Source organism: Streptomyces sp. NPDC088732 (assembly GCF_044751205.1).
Taxonomy (GTDB): domain Bacteria; phylum Actinomycetota; class Actinomycetes; order Streptomycetales; family Streptomycetaceae; genus Actinacidiphila.
The window spans coordinates 212,033-227,466 of record NZ_JBIVLI010000008.1; the positions used below are offsets into that span (position 1 = coordinate 212,033).

At 72.6% G+C, this 15,434-nt stretch carries 14 protein-coding genes; 13 read left to right on the plus strand and 1 reads right to left on the minus strand.

The window, feature by feature from the left end; all coding sequences use genetic code 11:
• Positions 1-392 precede the first annotated feature (392 nt).
• The 13 genes from ACIP9H_RS16260 (at position 393) to ACIP9H_RS16320 (ending at position 13,425) form a co-directional block, all read left to right on the plus strand.
• Complete coding sequence (locus ACIP9H_RS16260) at positions 393-1,292, plus strand: DUF2199 domain-containing protein (RefSeq protein WP_401959505.1); 900 nt, start codon at positions 393-395, stop codon at positions 1,290-1,292.
• A gap of 13 nt (positions 1,293-1,305) precedes the next feature.
• Entirely contained in the window at positions 1,306-1,668 is a 363-nt protein-coding gene (locus ACIP9H_RS16265) for a hypothetical protein (protein ID WP_401959507.1), read from the plus strand.
• A gap of 111 nt (positions 1,669-1,779) precedes the next feature.
• A complete protein-coding gene (locus tag ACIP9H_RS16270; protein WP_401959509.1) occupies positions 1,780-2,190 on the plus strand; it encodes a cupin domain-containing protein in 411 nt (136 codons plus the stop codon).
• 222 nt (positions 2,191-2,412) lie between these two features.
• Positions 2,413-3,258 carry an alpha/beta fold hydrolase gene (locus ACIP9H_RS16275; protein ID WP_401959511.1) on the plus strand — a complete coding sequence of 282 codons (846 nt, stop codon included), beginning with the start codon at positions 2,413-2,415 and terminating at the stop codon, positions 3,256-3,258.
• A 283-nt stretch (positions 3,259-3,541) separates the two neighbouring features.
• Positions 3,542-5,176, plus strand: coding sequence for a purple acid phosphatase family protein (locus tag ACIP9H_RS16280; protein WP_401959513.1), 1,635 nt, complete (start codon positions 3,542-3,544; stop codon positions 5,174-5,176).
• 355 nt (positions 5,177-5,531) lie between these two features.
• Positions 5,532-6,893, plus strand: coding sequence for an FAD-dependent oxidoreductase (locus ACIP9H_RS16285; protein WP_401959515.1), 1,362 nt, complete (start codon positions 5,532-5,534; stop codon positions 6,891-6,893).
• 161 nt (positions 6,894-7,054) lie between these two features.
• A complete protein-coding gene (locus tag ACIP9H_RS16290) occupies positions 7,055-7,546 on the plus strand; it encodes a hypothetical protein (RefSeq protein WP_401583280.1) in 492 nt (163 codons plus the stop codon).
• Positions 7,547-7,648: 102 nt separating this feature from the next.
• Complete coding sequence (locus ACIP9H_RS16295; protein WP_401583281.1) at positions 7,649-8,218, plus strand: hypothetical protein; 570 nt, start codon at positions 7,649-7,651, stop codon at positions 8,216-8,218.
• 822 nt (positions 8,219-9,040) lie between these two features.
• Positions 9,041-10,219, plus strand: coding sequence for an alanine racemase (alr, locus tag ACIP9H_RS16300; protein WP_401959517.1), 1,179 nt, complete (start codon positions 9,041-9,043; stop codon positions 10,217-10,219).
• Positions 10,216-11,253, plus strand: a complete 1,038-nt coding sequence (locus tag ACIP9H_RS16305) for a D-alanine--D-alanine ligase family protein (RefSeq protein ID WP_401959519.1) — start codon at positions 10,216-10,218, stop codon at positions 11,251-11,253. Before alr ends, ACIP9H_RS16305 begins: the two co-directional genes overlap by 4 nt.
• 68 nt (positions 11,254-11,321) lie before the next feature.
• The gene (locus ACIP9H_RS16310; protein ID WP_401583285.1) at positions 11,322-11,558 is read left to right on the plus strand and encodes a hypothetical protein; all 237 of its coding nucleotides are present in this window, start codon (positions 11,322-11,324) and stop codon (positions 11,556-11,558) included.
• A gap of 77 nt (positions 11,559-11,635) precedes the next feature.
• The gene (locus ACIP9H_RS16315; protein WP_401959522.1) at positions 11,636-12,787 is read left to right on the plus strand and encodes a sensor histidine kinase; all 1,152 of its coding nucleotides are present in this window, start codon (positions 11,636-11,638) and stop codon (positions 12,785-12,787) included.
• Positions 12,784-13,425 carry a response regulator gene (locus ACIP9H_RS16320; RefSeq protein WP_401583288.1) on the plus strand — a complete coding sequence of 214 codons (642 nt, stop codon included), beginning with the start codon at positions 12,784-12,786 and terminating at the stop codon, positions 13,423-13,425. The genes ACIP9H_RS16315 and ACIP9H_RS16320 overlap by 4 nt, the downstream gene beginning before the upstream one ends.
• A gap of 10 nt (positions 13,426-13,435) precedes the next feature.
• Here the strand turns inward: ACIP9H_RS16320 and ACIP9H_RS16325 are convergent, their stop codons facing one another.
• Positions 13,436-15,190 carry a CocE/NonD family hydrolase gene (locus ACIP9H_RS16325; RefSeq protein WP_401959524.1) on the minus strand — a complete coding sequence of 585 codons (1,755 nt, stop codon included), beginning with the start codon at positions 15,188-15,190 and terminating at the stop codon, positions 13,436-13,438.
• Positions 15,191-15,434 lie beyond the last annotated feature (244 nt).

The window sequence follows — 15,434 nt, forward strand, 5'->3', positions numbered from 1 at the left end:
CGTTGCGGAACCGCCCGCCGCACCGGGCGTCGGCCGCCGGGTGCCACAGAGGGCGCAGGGTGATCAGGGCAGGGGAAGGCACAGGTCGGTGGCCTCGCCCGCTGCTCAGGTCACTGTGCCAGGGCGCCACGCCCGCCGCATGCGTCAAATGCCCCTGCCTCGCGGCCTCCGCATGGGTCGTCCGACTCTGCCGCCTCTCGCCGCGCGGGCGTTGGCCGCGCCCGCGGACCCGATCGCCCGAGGACCGCATCCGGGGACAAGGACTTCAGGCGGACGCGGTCGCACGACGGACAAGGTCCGTCGCACACGTGACGCTTGACGCGTCCGGGCCACGAGCGGCCGCCCCCGCTCCCTGGGACGGGGAGCGGTCGGCGTCCCCTACGCTGCACACCGTGATCGGAAACCCCACCCCCGTGTGCTCGTGCTGCGGCACCCCCGTGCCCGACGAGGAGCGGATCGACGTCCGCTTCGGCCTGCCCGACGCCGCGCTCGACGTCCCAGAGGACGCCCGGCACGAGGTCGGGGTCGCCGCGCTGCTCCGCGTCGACGGCGCGGGCAGCTTCATCCGCTGCCTGCTGCCGGTCCGGCTCACCGGCGGAACGGAACTCGTCCTCGGCACTTGGATGCGGATCAGCGACGACGACCTCGACCACGCCCACCGGATCTGGGACGACCCGGCCTACCGGGGACTCACCCTCCGGGGCGCCATGGCCAACGCGATCATGCCCTGGGGCGCCGGCCTCCTGGACGCCCCGGCCACCCTGGTCGTGCGCGACCCGGACGAGATCCCGTACGTCGACGGCAGCGACGACGAACTGCTCCGCAGTGTCCTCACCACGACCTGGGACCGCGACGACGTCCTCAGCCGCTTCACCCACCCCCTGCCCGTGCCGGTCCGTACCCCGCTGGACGAGCACTGGTCCGTCGAACGCAGCCGCGGCTTCACCGCGCGCGTCGTCGACGGCACGCACCGCTTCCTGACACCCGGCCGCACCGTGCACTGCGACGTGTTCACCGACCGGATCCGCCGCGGCCCAGAGGAGTTCCTGACCGCCCTGCTGAACGGCGCACCCACCGTGCCGCCGGAGCGGCAGATCACGGAGGACACCGGGAACGGGATCCGGCACGCCTTCTGGACCGTCGCCACACCGAACGGCCGCACCCAGCACGAGTTGTACGGCTTCACGGTGGACCGCGACGGCAACGCGGCAGGTGTCGTCTGCATGTGGGACAAGCCGGACGACCTCGCCTGGGCACTGCACGTCTGGCGGTCGGTGCGCGGCGTCGGGTGACCCCGTCGAACCGGTGACCGAGTCCTGGGTGATCGACGGCGACAACGCGGCACCGGTTCCGGACGCACTTCGGGCGCGGGTGCGCCGAGGGGTGCTCGAGACGTGGCTGACCAGTTCGTCCGGGCGCTCGCTGTCCTTCGTGACGAACACCGAGCGGGCGATGGTGATGCTGCTCGACGGGGACGGCGATCCCGGCGGGCATGCCGTCGACCCGGGAGCCGAGGGGGCGAGCGACGGGTTCGTCCTGTCCAACGGGCAGCAGGACGCGTACCCGGACCGGGACACCGTGCCCGTCGAGGAGGCCTTCCGGCTCGTGGAGCACCTTGTCCGCACGGGATCCTGGCCCGCGGACGCGCGCTGGATCGCCGACCGCTGAGGCGACGGCCCACCGGATCGGTGCGTCCCCAAGTCCCCCGCTGCCCGGGGCTGTCACAAACACGGGGGTCGCCTTGTCGTCAGTGCGGACAGTCCCCGTTTGGAGGAATAGATGAGCGCTGAGCACACGCACATGCCCCCTGGCGTCGAGGTGATCTCGACCCTGCCGGAGGCGGCGGCCCGCATCCCGGACGGCGCCGAGGCCAGGACCGTCCGCGTCACCCTGTCGCCCGGTGACCCCGGCGCGCCTCCGCACCGGCACCCCGGGCCGGTCTTCGGTTATGTGACGCGGGGCGAGATCCTCTTCGAGCTGGAGGGGCAGCCGCCGCGGGTACTGAAGGCGGGCGACGCCCTGTTCGAGCCCGGCGGCGACGTCATCCACTACCAGGGCGCCAACAACCTCCAGGACGCGGAGTCGCAGCTGGTGGTCACCATGTTCGCGCTGCCGGGCACCCCGGTGCTGACCGTGGTCGGCGCTGAGGAGCTGGCCGAACGACGGCACCTGCGGTACGCGCAGTCCTGAGCACCACCCGCGGGCCGGGCGGCGTCCGGCCCGCGGCGGGCCGGGCTGCCCCGGCGCCGATTTCCGCCGGGCGGGGGTGGGGTGCGGACGGCCCCGATACCTCCGCCCGGCCCGGCGACGGCCCGCCGCTCCACTGCCGTGCGGGCCCCCTTCCGGCCCCGGCGGAGCAGGCGGCCTCCCCGCACACCGAAACACTCACCACCCGCCTCGAAAGGGCCTTTCATGCAGCGCCATTCCCCGTTCCGGAACCTCCTGACACCGCTCTCCCTGGTGGCCACGGTGACCGCCGCCGCCGGCCTCCTGGCAGTGGCCGTGGCCCCGGCGGGGGCCGCCAGGGGCAGGAACTCCTCGGGCGACCGCAAGCCCACCGTGGTCCTCGTGCACGGCGCGTTCGCCGAGTCCTCCAGCTGGAACGAGGTCGTCAAGACCCTGAAGCGGCACGACTATCCGGTGGTGGCCGCCGCCAACCCGCTGCGCGGACTGGCCTCCGACGCCGCGTACATCAGAAGCCTCCTGGCAAGCATCGACGGACCGGTGGTCCTCGTCGGGCACTCGTACGGCGGGTCGGTGATCACCAATGCCGCGCAAGGCTCCGACAACGTCAAGGCCCTCGTCTACATCGCCGCGTTCATGCCGGACCGCGGCGAGAGCGCCGTCGAACTGTCGGCCAGGTTCCCGGGCAGCTCGCTGGGCAGTGCGCTGCGCCGTGTGCCGTTCACGCTGCCCGACGGCTCCCAGGGCGTCGACCTCCTCATCGAGCAGGACAGGTTCCACCACCAGTTCGCCGCGGACGTACACCCGTACACCACGAGTCTCATGGCGGCCACCCAGCGCCCCGTGACCGCGGCCGCGCTGGAGGAGGCCTCCGGCGAGCCGGCCTGGAAGTCGATTCCGTCCTGGGCCCTGGTGACCGGGGAGGACCTCAACATCCCCCGTGCGGCCCAGCTGTTCATGGCCGAGCGCGCCCGGGCCCACGTGGTGGAGATCCACTCCTCGCACGCCGTGGGCGTGTCGCACCCGGACGACGTCGCCGACATCATCGACAAGGCGGCGCGGGCGGTCCGCTGACCGGCCCCTCGCGGCGCCGGGCTCATCACGAGTGACGAGAGCCCGTCCGAACACCCCTATCACTCCCAAGTATTGGTCAAAACATGGCCAGGCCGCCGAAAACGGCCGTCCGTTGCGGTGACCGCCATCTGCCGTTCACACCTGTCTCACTGCTCCGGTCGATCGTGCTTCCTAGCGTCCGTGAGGGCGCGCACCGCTGACCTGCCGCAGCCCGCTGTCAGGTTCGGGGCGCTGCTGTCCGGTCGGTGTGCGACTGCACCCGACGACGCGAAAGGCCCCTGGCATGTCGGAAGCACCCAAGCAAACCAGAATCTCTCGTCGCAACGCGCTCGGCCTGTTCGGCGCGACAGTGTCCGGCGCCGCCGCCGGGCCGCTGGTCCTCGGCGCCGGAACCGCCGAGGCGGCCCCGGCGCAGTCGGAGGTCACCGGTCTCACCACCGGCTCGCCCACCACCCCCGTCCAGGGCCTGCACCTGACCTTCGGCGCCGACCCGCGCAGCCAGATGGTCGTCTCGTGGATCACCGACGCGGCCGTCAAGAACCCGCGGGTCGTCTACGGCACGCTGAGCGGCGGTTTCGGCTCCACCGTGCACGCGAAGTCGAAGTCCTACGTGGACGGCACCTCCGGGCGGACCGTCTGGGCCCATCACGCGCTGCTCAGCAAGCTGAGGGCCGACACCGACTACCTGTACGCGGCCCAGCACGACGGTGCCACCCCCGACGCCGGCACCTTCCACACGGCCCCGTCCGGCAGGGCGCCGTTCACCTTCACCAGCTTCGGTGACCAGGGCACGCCCAGCGTGACGTGGAAGACCGGTGCGAACCCGGCCGACGCCTCGGGCCGCGACTTCGAGCCCAACGCCACGCCCGCCGCCGCCGACATCGTCACCGGCATCGAGAAGGTCGGCCCGCTGTTCAACCTCCTCAACGGCGACCTCTGCTACGCCAACACCGGGCCGGACCGCGTCCGCGTCTGGAAGGACTTCCTCACCAACAACAGCCGCTCGGCGCGGTTCCGTCCGTGGATGCCGGCCGCGGGCAACCACGAGATCGAGCTGGCCAACGGCAAGCTCGGGCTCGACGCGTACCAGACCTACTTCGAGCTGCCCTCGACCGAGACCCAGCCCGAGCTCGACAACCTCTGGTACTCCTTCACGGTCGGCTCGGTGAAGGTGATCGTCCTGCAGAACGACGACATCGCCCTGCAGGAGGGCGGCGACATCTACATCAAGGGCTACTCCGGCGGCCGGCAGCTCGCCTGGCTGGAGAAGGAGCTCAAGGCGGCACGGGCGTCCAAGGACGTCGACTGGATCGTCATCTGCATGCACCAGGTGATGATCAGCTCGGCGACCGCCGCGAACGGCGCCGATGTCGCGCTGCGCGCGGCGTACGGCCCGCTGTTCGACAAGTACGGCGTCGACCTGGTGGTCTGTGGCCACGAGCACGACTACGAGCGCTCGCTGGCCGTGCGTGGCGTCGTCCCCGGCAGCGTCACCCTCACGCCCAACCCGAGCCAGACCGCACTCGACGTGATCGAGAGCGAGCACGGCACGACGCACATGATTCTCGGCGGCGGCGGCGTGTCCGGCATCACCAACAACAGCTTCACCAACGACGACGCCGACGGTCACGGGCACCACTCGGCGTACGTCCAGATGGAGCACGTCGGCAAGTTCAACTCCGTCAAGGAGCAGGAGACGGCGGTCTGGATCGGCGTCCGCGACTCGGAGCACCCTTACGGCTTCGCCGAGTTCAGTGTCGACCCGGGCCGACACGCCGGTGACATGACCCGCATCCACGTCACCTACTACAACATCATCACGCCCACCGGTGAGCTCTCGGTCTTCGAGAAGTTCACGCTGCAGCGCCGTCGTAGCGACGGCGGCAACGGCGACCACGGCGGCCACGGCCACCACTGACCCGTCGCGGGTCAACGGCAGCAGTAGCCGGAAACGCCGGGGGCCGGGACGTCGTCCCGGCCCCCGGCGTTTTCCGCCACCCCCGGTCCGTCACCTTCGGTGACGAGCCAGATGCATCTCGCCACCGGGCGGTCCGGCCACGCGGCTCCCGTGCCGGGCGGTGCGAAGTCCGTTTTCCCCGGGGCGGCCAGGCACACGGGCCGTGCGCCGAAAGGGCCAATCGGCCGGGCACAAAGTCGTAGGACCATGAGCCGGTTCCGGGACGCGAAGAGCGATCGGATAGGGTCGCTGTCACCGCGGAAGGGCTGCTATTGAGCCCGTTCCGCGGTACCGCAATTCGGGAGGAGCCGCTTTTATGTCACGTCCGATCCGTATAGCCATCGTTGGTGCAGGTCCCGCTGGAATCTATGCGGCGGACGCGCTGCTGAAATCCGATTCCGCGCAGGAACCGGGCGTGTCCATCGACCTGTTCGAGCGCATGCCTGCGCCCTTCGGTCTCATACGCTACGGCGTGGCACCCGACCACCCCCGGATCAAAGGCATCGTGGATGCCCTGCACCAGGTTCTCGACAAGCCGCAATTGCGGCTGTTCGGCAATGTCGACTATCCCGGGGACATCGACCTCGACGATCTGCGCGCCCTTTACGACGCGGTGATCTTCTCGACCGGGGCGCGCACCGACCGGGCCCTGGACATTCCCGGTGTCGGCCTGGACGCGTCGTACGGCGCCGCGGACTTCGTCTCCTGGTACGACGGCCACCCCGACGTACCGCGCACGTGGCCGCTGACCGCGGAGAAGGTGGCCGTCCTCGGCGTCGGCAATGTCGCCCTGGACGTGGCCCGCATCCTCGCCAAGACCGCCGACGAGCTGCTGCCGACCGAGATCCCGCCGAATGTGCACGACGGCCTCAAGGCCAACAAGGCGCTGGAGATCCACGTGTTCGGCCGCCGCGGCCCCGCGCAGGCCAAGTTCACCCCCATGGAGCTGCGGGAGCTGGACCACTCCCCGAACATCGAGGTCGTCGTCGCCCCCGAGGACATCGACTACGACGACGGCTCCATCGCCGCCCGCCGCGCGAGCAAGCAGACCGACATGGTCGCCAAGACCCTGGAGAACTGGGCGATCCGCGACGCCGGCGACCGGCCGCACAAGCTGTTCCTGCACTTCTTCGAGTCCCCGGTCGAGGTCCTCGGCGAGGAGGGCCGCGTCGCCGGGCTGCGCACCGAGCGGACCGAACTCGACGGCACCGGGAACGTCCGCGGCACCGGCCGCTTCACGGACTGGGACGTGCAGAGCGTGTACCGCGCCGTGGGGTACTACTCGGACGAGCTGCCCAAGCTGCCGTTCGACATCGTCTCGGGCACGGTCCCGAACGCGGCCGGCCGCGTGCTCGACGGCGGCGAGCACATGACCTCGGTCTACGTGACGGGGTGGATCAAGCGGGGCCCGGTGGGCCTGATCGGCCACACCAAGGGCGACGCCAACGAGACGGTCGCCTGCCTCCTGGCGGACCACGCGGCGGGCGCGCTGCCCGCCCCGGCCGTACCGGACCCCGACGCCGTCGTGAAGCTCCTGGAACAGCGCGGCATCCGGTACACGACGCGCGAGGGCTGGTACCGGCTCGACGCCCACGAGCGGGCCCTCGGCCGGCCCGAGGGGCGCAAGCGCGTCAAGGTCGTGGACCGCGAGGCGATGCTGGACAACTCCGGGGCCTGACACCGTCCGTGGCCCGGTACGGACCAAATGCCGCCCCACGGCCCGGCCGTGGGGCGGCATTCCGGCACCCGGCATGAGCTTCGGACCTAGTGCTTTTTGCCGATGCGCGATGCGCCGCGAGACCGATTTCCCCCGCGCCGGGAAGCAATAGTGTCGGCCGTATGAGCGAGCACCCGGGGAAGCCCTCCCACGAGCGCGCGATCGACGTTGTCCGGGGTTACGCGAACCACGACGCCGTCGCGGTGCGCAATGCCCTGGCCGATCTGGATCCCGGCGGCTGGACGGACGTATTCGGGGTCCTGAACGGCCTGCTGCGCTCCACCATCGGCATCGTGGAATTGACCGGCACGGAGTGGAATACCGGCCAATTGGTCCGGCACGCCGACGAAGTCGCCGCCGCGGCCCCGCTCCACTACGAGTTCGCCGTTGCCGAAGCGACGCGGGCATGGGCCCTCGGCAACGTGTCGCCGCTGCGCACCTTCGCCGACGGGGACCTCCCGGCGGCCGTGCACATCACGGGTGTGTTCGTCGCCGTTCTGGGTCTGGCGCTGTGGGGCAGGGCCGGCTTCCTCGACGTGGTGAACCGGCTCGACGAGTCCGCCACCGCGCTCATGAACGACCCGGACTCCGCAATTCCCACCATCCGGCCGTAGCGGCCGGACATCAGACTCTCGCCGGCTTCGTCGTCGTCGATGCCACGAGTTCACGAAGCCGGCGAGACCCCCTTGCCGCTTCTCGTGCGGGAGTCACGCGCCGTGAATTTCCAGACCCCTCTGTCCGCCCTGGTCCCGGGAACCTCCGGCCGGCTGCTCACCGCGCTCGTGGCGCACCACACCGCCGACGCGAACCGCCCGCTGGCGCTGGACGAACTGTCCCGCGTCGCCGCGGTGACACCGGCCCAGTTGGAGACCGCGCTCTTCCGCCTCGGCCTGCTCGGCCTCATCGCGCCCCGGCGCGGCGGCGAAGCCGTGTGCCTCGTCCCCGGCCACATCGCCTGGGACGCCCTGCGTCAACTGACCGATCTGCGCGGTCGCGTCGTGGACACGGTCCGCGAGCGGACGCGGGCCCACCTCCACCCGGCACCGGAATACCTCGCGCTGAGCGGCCCCGTCATCGAGGGGACCGCGACGCATCCCGCGGACGTGCTGGAGCTGATCGTCGTCCCGCCCACCGCCGCCCCGGCGGACTGGGACGACCGCCTCGCCGCCCTCGTCACCCAGGTGTCCCGCGCCCTGGGCAACGTCGTCGTCCCCCGCCGTGCCCGCAGCACCCGGGAGGCGGAGGCCGTGGGCGGCGAGAGCACGGTGCGCATCCTGCCGGCCTGACCGGCCACGCTGGCGGGCTCTCGGCCGGATCACCGAGTGGGGGCGCGCGTCCAGATCTCCAGGCCCGCACCTTGCGGTTGCCGCGGGAGCCGGGCCCGGCCGGCCAAGGGCCTCCGGCACTCCGCGGATGTGGGGACGTCTCCCGGGCCGACGTCCCGGGGCGTCCCGCCGCACGGGCCCCTCCCGATCAGACCGCCGCGTCCGCGGCCAGGCGCGTGCTCACGAGACCGCGATCACCGTCCCCGGGACGGACAACCCGTGCCGCCCTTGCCACCTTTCCCACTTCGGCTCGCGGGCGACCCGCTGGTGCCGGGGCGATCCGGTCGGACGCAAGGAAGCCGTGCGCGCGGCACGCAGGTGCGGTGGCCGTGCCCGCCGGGAGCCCGAGCCCGGACGGCCACGCGGAACTTCGCCCTGCCGCCGGGGCTTCCGCGAGGTGCCCGCGATCGGGCTCTCCGCGCCGCGAGCCACACCTTCCGCACCCCCCAGGGCATCGGCAGCGGCCTGGCGATCGGCGCACAGGCGATCACCACGGGCACCGTCCCACCCCGGCAACGCGGCCCCTACAGGCACCCCACGCAACGGCGGCGGGGGGGGCCGCGGCGTCGCACCGGCACGCGCCGAAGGGCGACGTCCGCGGTCGGCCGAAAGTCGTAGTGCCCTGTGGCAGGTCCGACTTCTGCCCGAAGCCGGGGCGTGGGCCGCCTTCATAGCCTGCTGGTCATGAGCTCCACGTCGTGGACTCGGCACTTCGTACGGCCGGCGACCCAGGTCGCCCCCTCGGGCACGGGCCCGGTCGTCACATCTCAGGAAAGGCGCCGCATGCACTGCGTACCATCGGTCGCTTCCGGCGTCCGCGTCGGCGAGCCGCCCCGGCGGACCGGCCGCGGGGACCGGGCGGAGCTGACGCTCGACCCGGCGGCGATCGCGGCCAACACCCGGTTCCTCGCCGCGCGGGCGACCCGCCTGATGGCGGTGGTGAAGGCCGACGGTTTTGGGCACGGGGCCGCCGAGGCCGCCGCCGCCTCGCTCGGCGCGGGCGCGACGTCGCTCGGTGTCACGTCGGTGGAGGAGGCGCTGTCCCTCCGGGAGGCCGGCTTCCGGGTGCCGATCCTGAGCTGGCTCAATCCCGTGGACGCCGCCTTCGACGAGGCGCTGCGTGCCGGTGTCTCCCTCGCCGTCCCCGGCTGCGCGCACCTGGCCGCCGTGGTGCGTGCCGCCTCCCGGACGCGCCGCCGGGCGCGGATCCATCTGCAGCTGGACACAGGGATGGGCCGCGAGGGCGCAGAGCCCGGGGCGTGGCCGGAGCTGTGCCGGCGGGCGCGGGCGGCGGAGGCGGAGGGCCTGGTCGAGGTCGTGGGCGTGATGAGCCACCTCGGCTGCGCGGACACCCCCGGCGACCCGTGCACCGACCGCGCGCTGGCCCTGTTCCGGTCCGCGGTGTCCACCGCGGCGGAGGCCGGGCTGCGTCCGCGCCGCCGGCATCTGGCGGCGACGTCGGCGACCCTCACCGACTCGCGGACCCGGTTCGACCTGGCCCGCGTCGGCGCCGGCCTCTTCGGCATCGACCCGACCGGGACGACCCGGCTGCGCCCCGCGCTCACCCTGACCGCACCCGTGGTGTCGGTCCGCGCCGTGCCGGCAGGCGCGGCTGCGGGCTACGGCCACGCCTGGAGCGCGGGACGGCGCACGCATCTGGCCCTGCTGCCCGTGGGGTACGCGGACGGTCTCCCCCGCGCCGCGTCCGGTCGGGCGGAGGTCCTCCTCGGCGGGCGCCGGTGCGCTGTCGCGGGCCGCATCTCGATGGACCAGGTCATCGTCGACACCGGTGACCGCCCGGCGGTGCCCGGCGAGCTCGCCACCGTCTTCGGTCCCGGCGACCGCGGCGAGCCGACGGTCAGGGAATGGGCCCGGTGGTCCGGGGCCCTGGAGCACGAGGTCGTGACGGGGCTGGGCGCCCGCCTGCGCCGTACCGTGCGCAGCCGGGCGGTGGCGGCATGACCGGCACGACGGCATCGCGGGACGGCCGCGTCCGCGTCGCGGTGATCGGCGGCGGCCGCAACTGCGAGCACGAGGTCTCCCTGGCGACCGCGGCGTCCGTGCGTTCGGCGCTCGACCCCGCCGTCTACGACGTCCTCGCCCTCACCATCGGCCGGGACGGACGGTGGCAGGACGCCTCCGGGCGGCCGCTGGCGGCCACCGCCGCGGAGAGCGTGTCGGCCGCGCTGACGCTGCTGGCCGGCTGCGACGTGGCCCTTCCCGCGGTCCACGGCCCGTACGGCGAGGACGGCACGCTGGCCGCGCTGCTGGACCTGGCGGACGTGCCGTATGTCGGATCGGGGGTCCGGGGCGGCGCGCTGGCCATGGACAAGTGGGCGACGAAGCTGGTGGCCGAGGCGGTCGGTGTGGCCGTGGCGCCGGGCCTGCTGGTCACGGCGGACGACGCCGACCAGGTGGTCTTCGACGGCCCCGTCGTGGTGAAGCCGGTCGCCGCCGGATCCAGCCACGGGGTCTCCCTCGTGACGCGGGCCTCCGAGCTGGCCCCGGCGCTCGCCGAGGCACTGCGGCTCGACGAACGGGTCCTGGTCGAGCAGCTGGTCGTCGGGCGCGAGGTGGACCTGGCCGTGCTGCGGCGGGCGGACGGCGGTCTGACGGTGGGGCCGCCGCTGGAGATCGTCCTGGACGAAGGGCGCCTCTTCGACACCGAGCAGAAGTACGACGGAGGGGCGCGGTTCCTGATACCCGCGCCGCTGACCACCGACGAGCACGACCAGTTGGTCGAGGCGTCCCTCGCCGTCTTCACCGCGCTGGGCTGCCGCGGAGTCGCCCGGTGCGACTTCTTCCTCACCGCCGCCGGACCCGTTTTGAACGAGGTCAACACCATGCCGGGCATGACCGCGCAGTCGCAGGTCCCGAAGATGTTCGCGCGCCAGGGGCTGAGCTATCCCGAGCTGCTGGACGAACTCGTGCGCGGCGCGCTGCCCCCCGGGCCCCGCACCCGCGGCGCGTCGGCCGCCGAGCGGAGCCTCGCGTGACCGCGCCGCTGAACGCCGTCCTTCCCGGCCCCCGCCGGGCCCCCGTCCACCGCCACAGGAGGTTTCCCATGTCCCTTTCCCTGCAACGGCTGCTGCACTCGGCCCGGGTCTACACCGTGACCGCCCTCGAAGTGGCCGTCCTCGGCGGCAGCACCGACCTGATGTCGGCCGACGCAGACACGGCCCGGAGCGCGAGCCGCGACGCGGAAGCGCCGGCCGCCCCGGGGTCCGCCGGCACGGGGCGCCATCGCACCGCGGTCCCCGGGGTGAGCGGTGTCTCAGAGGCATCCGAGGCGCTTCGGTGACACTGGAGGGGACCGCGGAGGGCCTGCCGCCCGTCCGGCGAGCCGGAGCACGGCACGACAGTAAGGAAGACGAAGGCGTGGACAGCAGCACGGACCGCTTCTTGGAGCGGCTGGTGCGCGGTGTGGTCGGGCTGGCGGGCCTCGGGGTCCTGCTCGGTCTGGGCATCGTGGACCTGACCATGGGAACGGTCCTCGCGCCCATCGTTCTGCTGGCCGCCGCCGTGGCCATGGTGACGTGGCGGCTGTCCGGCCGGGCACTGGGCACCGTCGCCGTGGGCCTTGGCGTGATCATGGTGGCGGCGACGCGGGAGGTCAATCCCGGCGCCATCGACGCGCTGCCGTTCGGGCTCACCATGACGACGGTCATCCTCCTGGTCATCGGTCTGGCCGCCTGGCGGGCGGAGCCCGTCCGTGCCGCGCTCGCGGTGCCGCTGCTGCTGGCGAGCCTGGTGCTCCAGCCCTTGACCATGCTCTCCGTCTCGCGGGCCACACCCGTGGTCTCCCTGGCCCTGGCGCTGGCGGGTGTCATCGCCGGCGCCACCGGCCTGTGGGCGCGCATGCTCCGCACCAGCCGGCAGCGTCAGGCGACCGCCGAGCAGCTGGCGCAGCGCACGAGCATCGCGTCCGACCTCCACGACTACGTGGCCCACCACGTCACCGGCATCGTCGTGCTCGCCCAGGCCGCCCAGAGCGTCGCGGCCAAGCAGCCGCAGGCGGTGCTGCCCGCGCTGGAGCGCATCGAGGCGGCGGGTGACGAGGCGATGACCGCCATCCGCCGCATGGTCGCCCTGCTGCACGAGCCCGGCTCGCAGGCCCGGCTCACCCCCATGGGCACGATCGCCGACATCGCGTCCCTCGCCGACCACTTCACCTCCGGGGACGACGTGAAGGTGCGGCTGACGATCACCGGGGACTTCGACGACGTGCCGATCGACGTGCAGTCGGCGGCGCACCGGGTGGTGATGGAGGCGCTGACCAACGTCCGCAGGCACGCCGAGGAGGTGCGGACCCTGGAGATCCTGGTGAGCCGCGACGCATGGCCCGACGCGGTGACGGTCGAGGTCTCCAACGACGGCCGCGGCCGCGACGGCCACTCCGCGGGGGGCGGCTACGGGCTGAGCGGTCTGCGCGACCGGGCCGTGGCGCTCGGCGGCTCCTTCACCGCCGGTCCGAGGGACCCGGAGGGCTGGACCGTCCAAGCCCGTATCCCGGCGGGAGGCGCCCGATGACCATCCGTGTGCTGCTCGCGGACGACCAGGCCATGGTCCGCACCGGCTTCTCCCTGATCCTCGGTGCCGAGGACGACATCGAGGTGGTGGGCGAGGCGAAGGACGGCGTCCAGGCCCTGGAGATGAACCGGCTCCTCAACCCCGACGTCGTCCTCATGGACATCCGCATGCCGCGGATGGACGGCCTCCAGGCACTGCGCGAGCTGAACCGCTCCAACGCCGCGCCGAAGGTCGTGGTCGTCACGACCTTCGACGACGACGCCTATGTCTACGAGGCGCTCAACAGCGGCGCCTGCGGCTTCCTCCTCAAGGACTCGGGTCCGGTGCTGCTCACCGAGGCGGTGCGCGCGGCCCATTCCGGCGAGGCCCTGGTGAGCCCGGCGATCACGGTCCGGCTGCTGCGGGGCATCCAGCCGCCGCGGACGGTGTCCCCGGCCGCGTCGGACCTGTCCTCCCGCGAGACCGAGGTGGTGCGGCTGGTGGCCGACGGGCTGACGAACGCGGAGATCGCCGCCGCGCTCTTCGTCTCCCTCGGCACGGTCAAGACCCACCTGGGGAACATCCAGACCAAGCTCTCCGCGCGCAACCGGGTGGAGATCGCGCTGTGGGCGTGGCGCTCCGGTCTCGTGGACGGGTAGCACGGGCGGTTCACACCGGGGGCCGCGGGACCCTGGGCACGTAGGGCAGCAGCAGGTGGGAGGGGTGGTCGGGCCCGGACAGCAGGGTGGTCGTACCGCCGAAGACCTCGGTCGGACGGTCCACGGGGTCGTTGTGCAGGAAGATGCCGTGCCCCTTCATCGGCACGCCGTGGACCTGCGGCCAGGGGCCGCTTCCGGGCAGTTCGAAGTCGCGGCCGGTCACGGTCAGGGCGAGCCGGTGGCCGGCGGGCACCACGACGGAGGTGGGCCAGATCTCGATGTCCAGCGGGACGGCGGTGCCCGGCGTGAGCGGTTCGACGCGGTCATGGGGGTGCCAGGGCCGGTACGGCAGGCTGCGTCCCGGGTCGGTGGCGCGGTGCGAGGCCCTCAGCCAGCCCATGCCGATCACGCCGGCCGGATCGAGGCCGCTGACGAAGGTCACGTCCACGCCCTCCGGGTCGAGGACGCGCAGGGTCAGGAACAGGTCCGCGTCGGTGGTGGTGGACGCGACGTGCAGCCGGGCGGCGGCGGGCCCGGTGATCTCGGTCTCCTCGGGGAACGGCTCGGTGGTGAGGGTCAGCCCCTCACCGGTGGCGGCGAAGTCCGCCCGCTCCTCACGTGTGAGCGCCTTCTCGCTCAGGGACCGGCTGTCCAGGTGGAGGTCGAGCTCGGTCCACCTGGTCCGGGCGAGCGGCCACTCCTGTTCCGGGCGTCCCTCGAACGTCCCGTCCACGTGGCGGACGTTGAGCAGGACCGGCGGCTGCCGGTGCCAGCCGGTGTCCTCCCCCTTGAGGAAGTGCCCGAAGAAGCGCTTCTGCAGCGCCACTCCGTAGTCGGTGTAGAACTCCGCGAAGTGCTCGTTGCCGTGCACCTCGAGCCATTTTGCGGCCGATCCGGCGCGGGCGTACCCCTCGAAACCGCCGCGGGTGTGGAGGTGGTGGGCCCAGTTGACGGCGGAGAGGACGGGGACGTCGATCTTCTCCAGCTCGGGCGAGCGGTCCCGGTACCAGTCGTCGTCGAGGGGCCGGGAGAGCATTTCGGCGGGGGTGTCGGTGCGGCGCGCGGCGCGTTCGGCGTCGGAGAGGGTGCCGGGCCCCGCGACGGGTTCCCCGGTGCGGGGGCTGCGGGCGCCGCGTTCGCCGACACCGTGCTGCACCGACGCGACCTGCACCGGGAACCACACCGAGGTGAACGTGTTGAGGATCCCTCCGTGCCGGGCGAACTCGCGGTAGAGGTCGGCGGCGCCTTCCCACGGGCAGATGGCCGCGAGGTGCGGCGGCCGCAGAGCGGCGACCTGCCACTGGTTCATCGCGTAGTACGAGATGCCGAGCAGGCCCACCTTCCCGTTGCTCCACGGCTGGGTGCCGGCCCACTCGACGCATGCGTAGTAGTCCTGGGTCTCGCGCGGGGAGAGGAGGTCGAGCAGACCCGGTGAGCGGCCGGCGCCGCGCGAGTCCACGCGGACGCACACGTATCCCTCCGGCACCCATTTCTCGGGGTCGACGGTCTCCCAGTTCTGGTAGCGGTTGGACGAGCCAGCCGTCGCGTCCGGGTACTTGGCGGCGAGCGGCGCCCACATGCCCGGATAGCCCTCCTGGAAGGCGAGCCCCTTCGCGTACGGGCCATGGGTCATGATCACCGGGTGGCGGCCGTCGGCCGCAGGCCGGAACACGTCCGCCCGCAGCACCGCTCCGTCGTCCATGCGGATCGGGACGTCCCAGTCGATGCGCATTCCGCCGGGCACCGCGTCGTCGCGGGTCTCCATGGTCCACTCCGTTCATCGAGCCGTGCGCTGACGGGACGGGCCGTGCCGGTGGCCCTGGTCAACGGGCGATGAGCGCGACGGTAACATGAGTTCGTGCGCAAGCAAACAGGTTCGGACGCGTGTCCGCCAGACGGCACGCAGGGGTGTGCCCACCCGTGCCCTGCGGGCCCGTCGCGCGGGACCGAGCGGGCCGCAATGGCTGCGACGGGCCGTCGTTCCCGTCCCGCGAAAACGCATGACCGGC

Excerpts from the sequence above, each read along its gene's own strand:
- ACIP9H_RS16270 (WP_401959509.1), top strand. The coding sequence starts at position 1,780 with ATGAGCGCTGAGCACACGCACATGCCCCCTGGCGTCGAGGTGATCTCG.
- ACIP9H_RS16275 (WP_401959511.1), top strand. The coding sequence starts at position 2,413 with ATGCAGCGCCATTCCCCGTTCCGGAACCTCCTGACACCGCTCTCCCTG.
- ACIP9H_RS16280 (WP_401959513.1), top strand. The coding sequence starts at position 3,542 with ATGTCGGAAGCACCCAAGCAAACCAGAATCTCTCGTCGCAACGCGCTC.
- ACIP9H_RS16285 (WP_401959515.1), top strand. The coding sequence starts at position 5,532 with ATGTCACGTCCGATCCGTATAGCCATCGTTGGTGCAGGTCCCGCTGGA.
- ACIP9H_RS16290 (WP_401583280.1), top strand. The coding sequence starts at position 7,055 with ATGAGCGAGCACCCGGGGAAGCCCTCCCACGAGCGCGCGATCGACGTT.
- alr (WP_401959517.1), top strand. The coding sequence starts at position 9,041 with ATGCACTGCGTACCATCGGTCGCTTCCGGCGTCCGCGTCGGCGAGCCG.
- ACIP9H_RS16305 (WP_401959519.1), top strand. The coding sequence starts at position 10,216 with ATGACCGGCACGACGGCATCGCGGGACGGCCGCGTCCGCGTCGCGGTG.
- ACIP9H_RS16310 (WP_401583285.1), top strand. The coding sequence starts at position 11,322 with ATGTCCCTTTCCCTGCAACGGCTGCTGCACTCGGCCCGGGTCTACACC.
- ACIP9H_RS16320 (WP_401583288.1), top strand. The coding sequence starts at position 12,784 with ATGACCATCCGTGTGCTGCTCGCGGACGACCAGGCCATGGTCCGCACC.
- ACIP9H_RS16325 (WP_401959524.1), bottom strand. The coding sequence starts at position 15,190 with ATGGAGACCCGCGACGACGCGGTGCCCGGCGGAATGCGCATCGACTGG.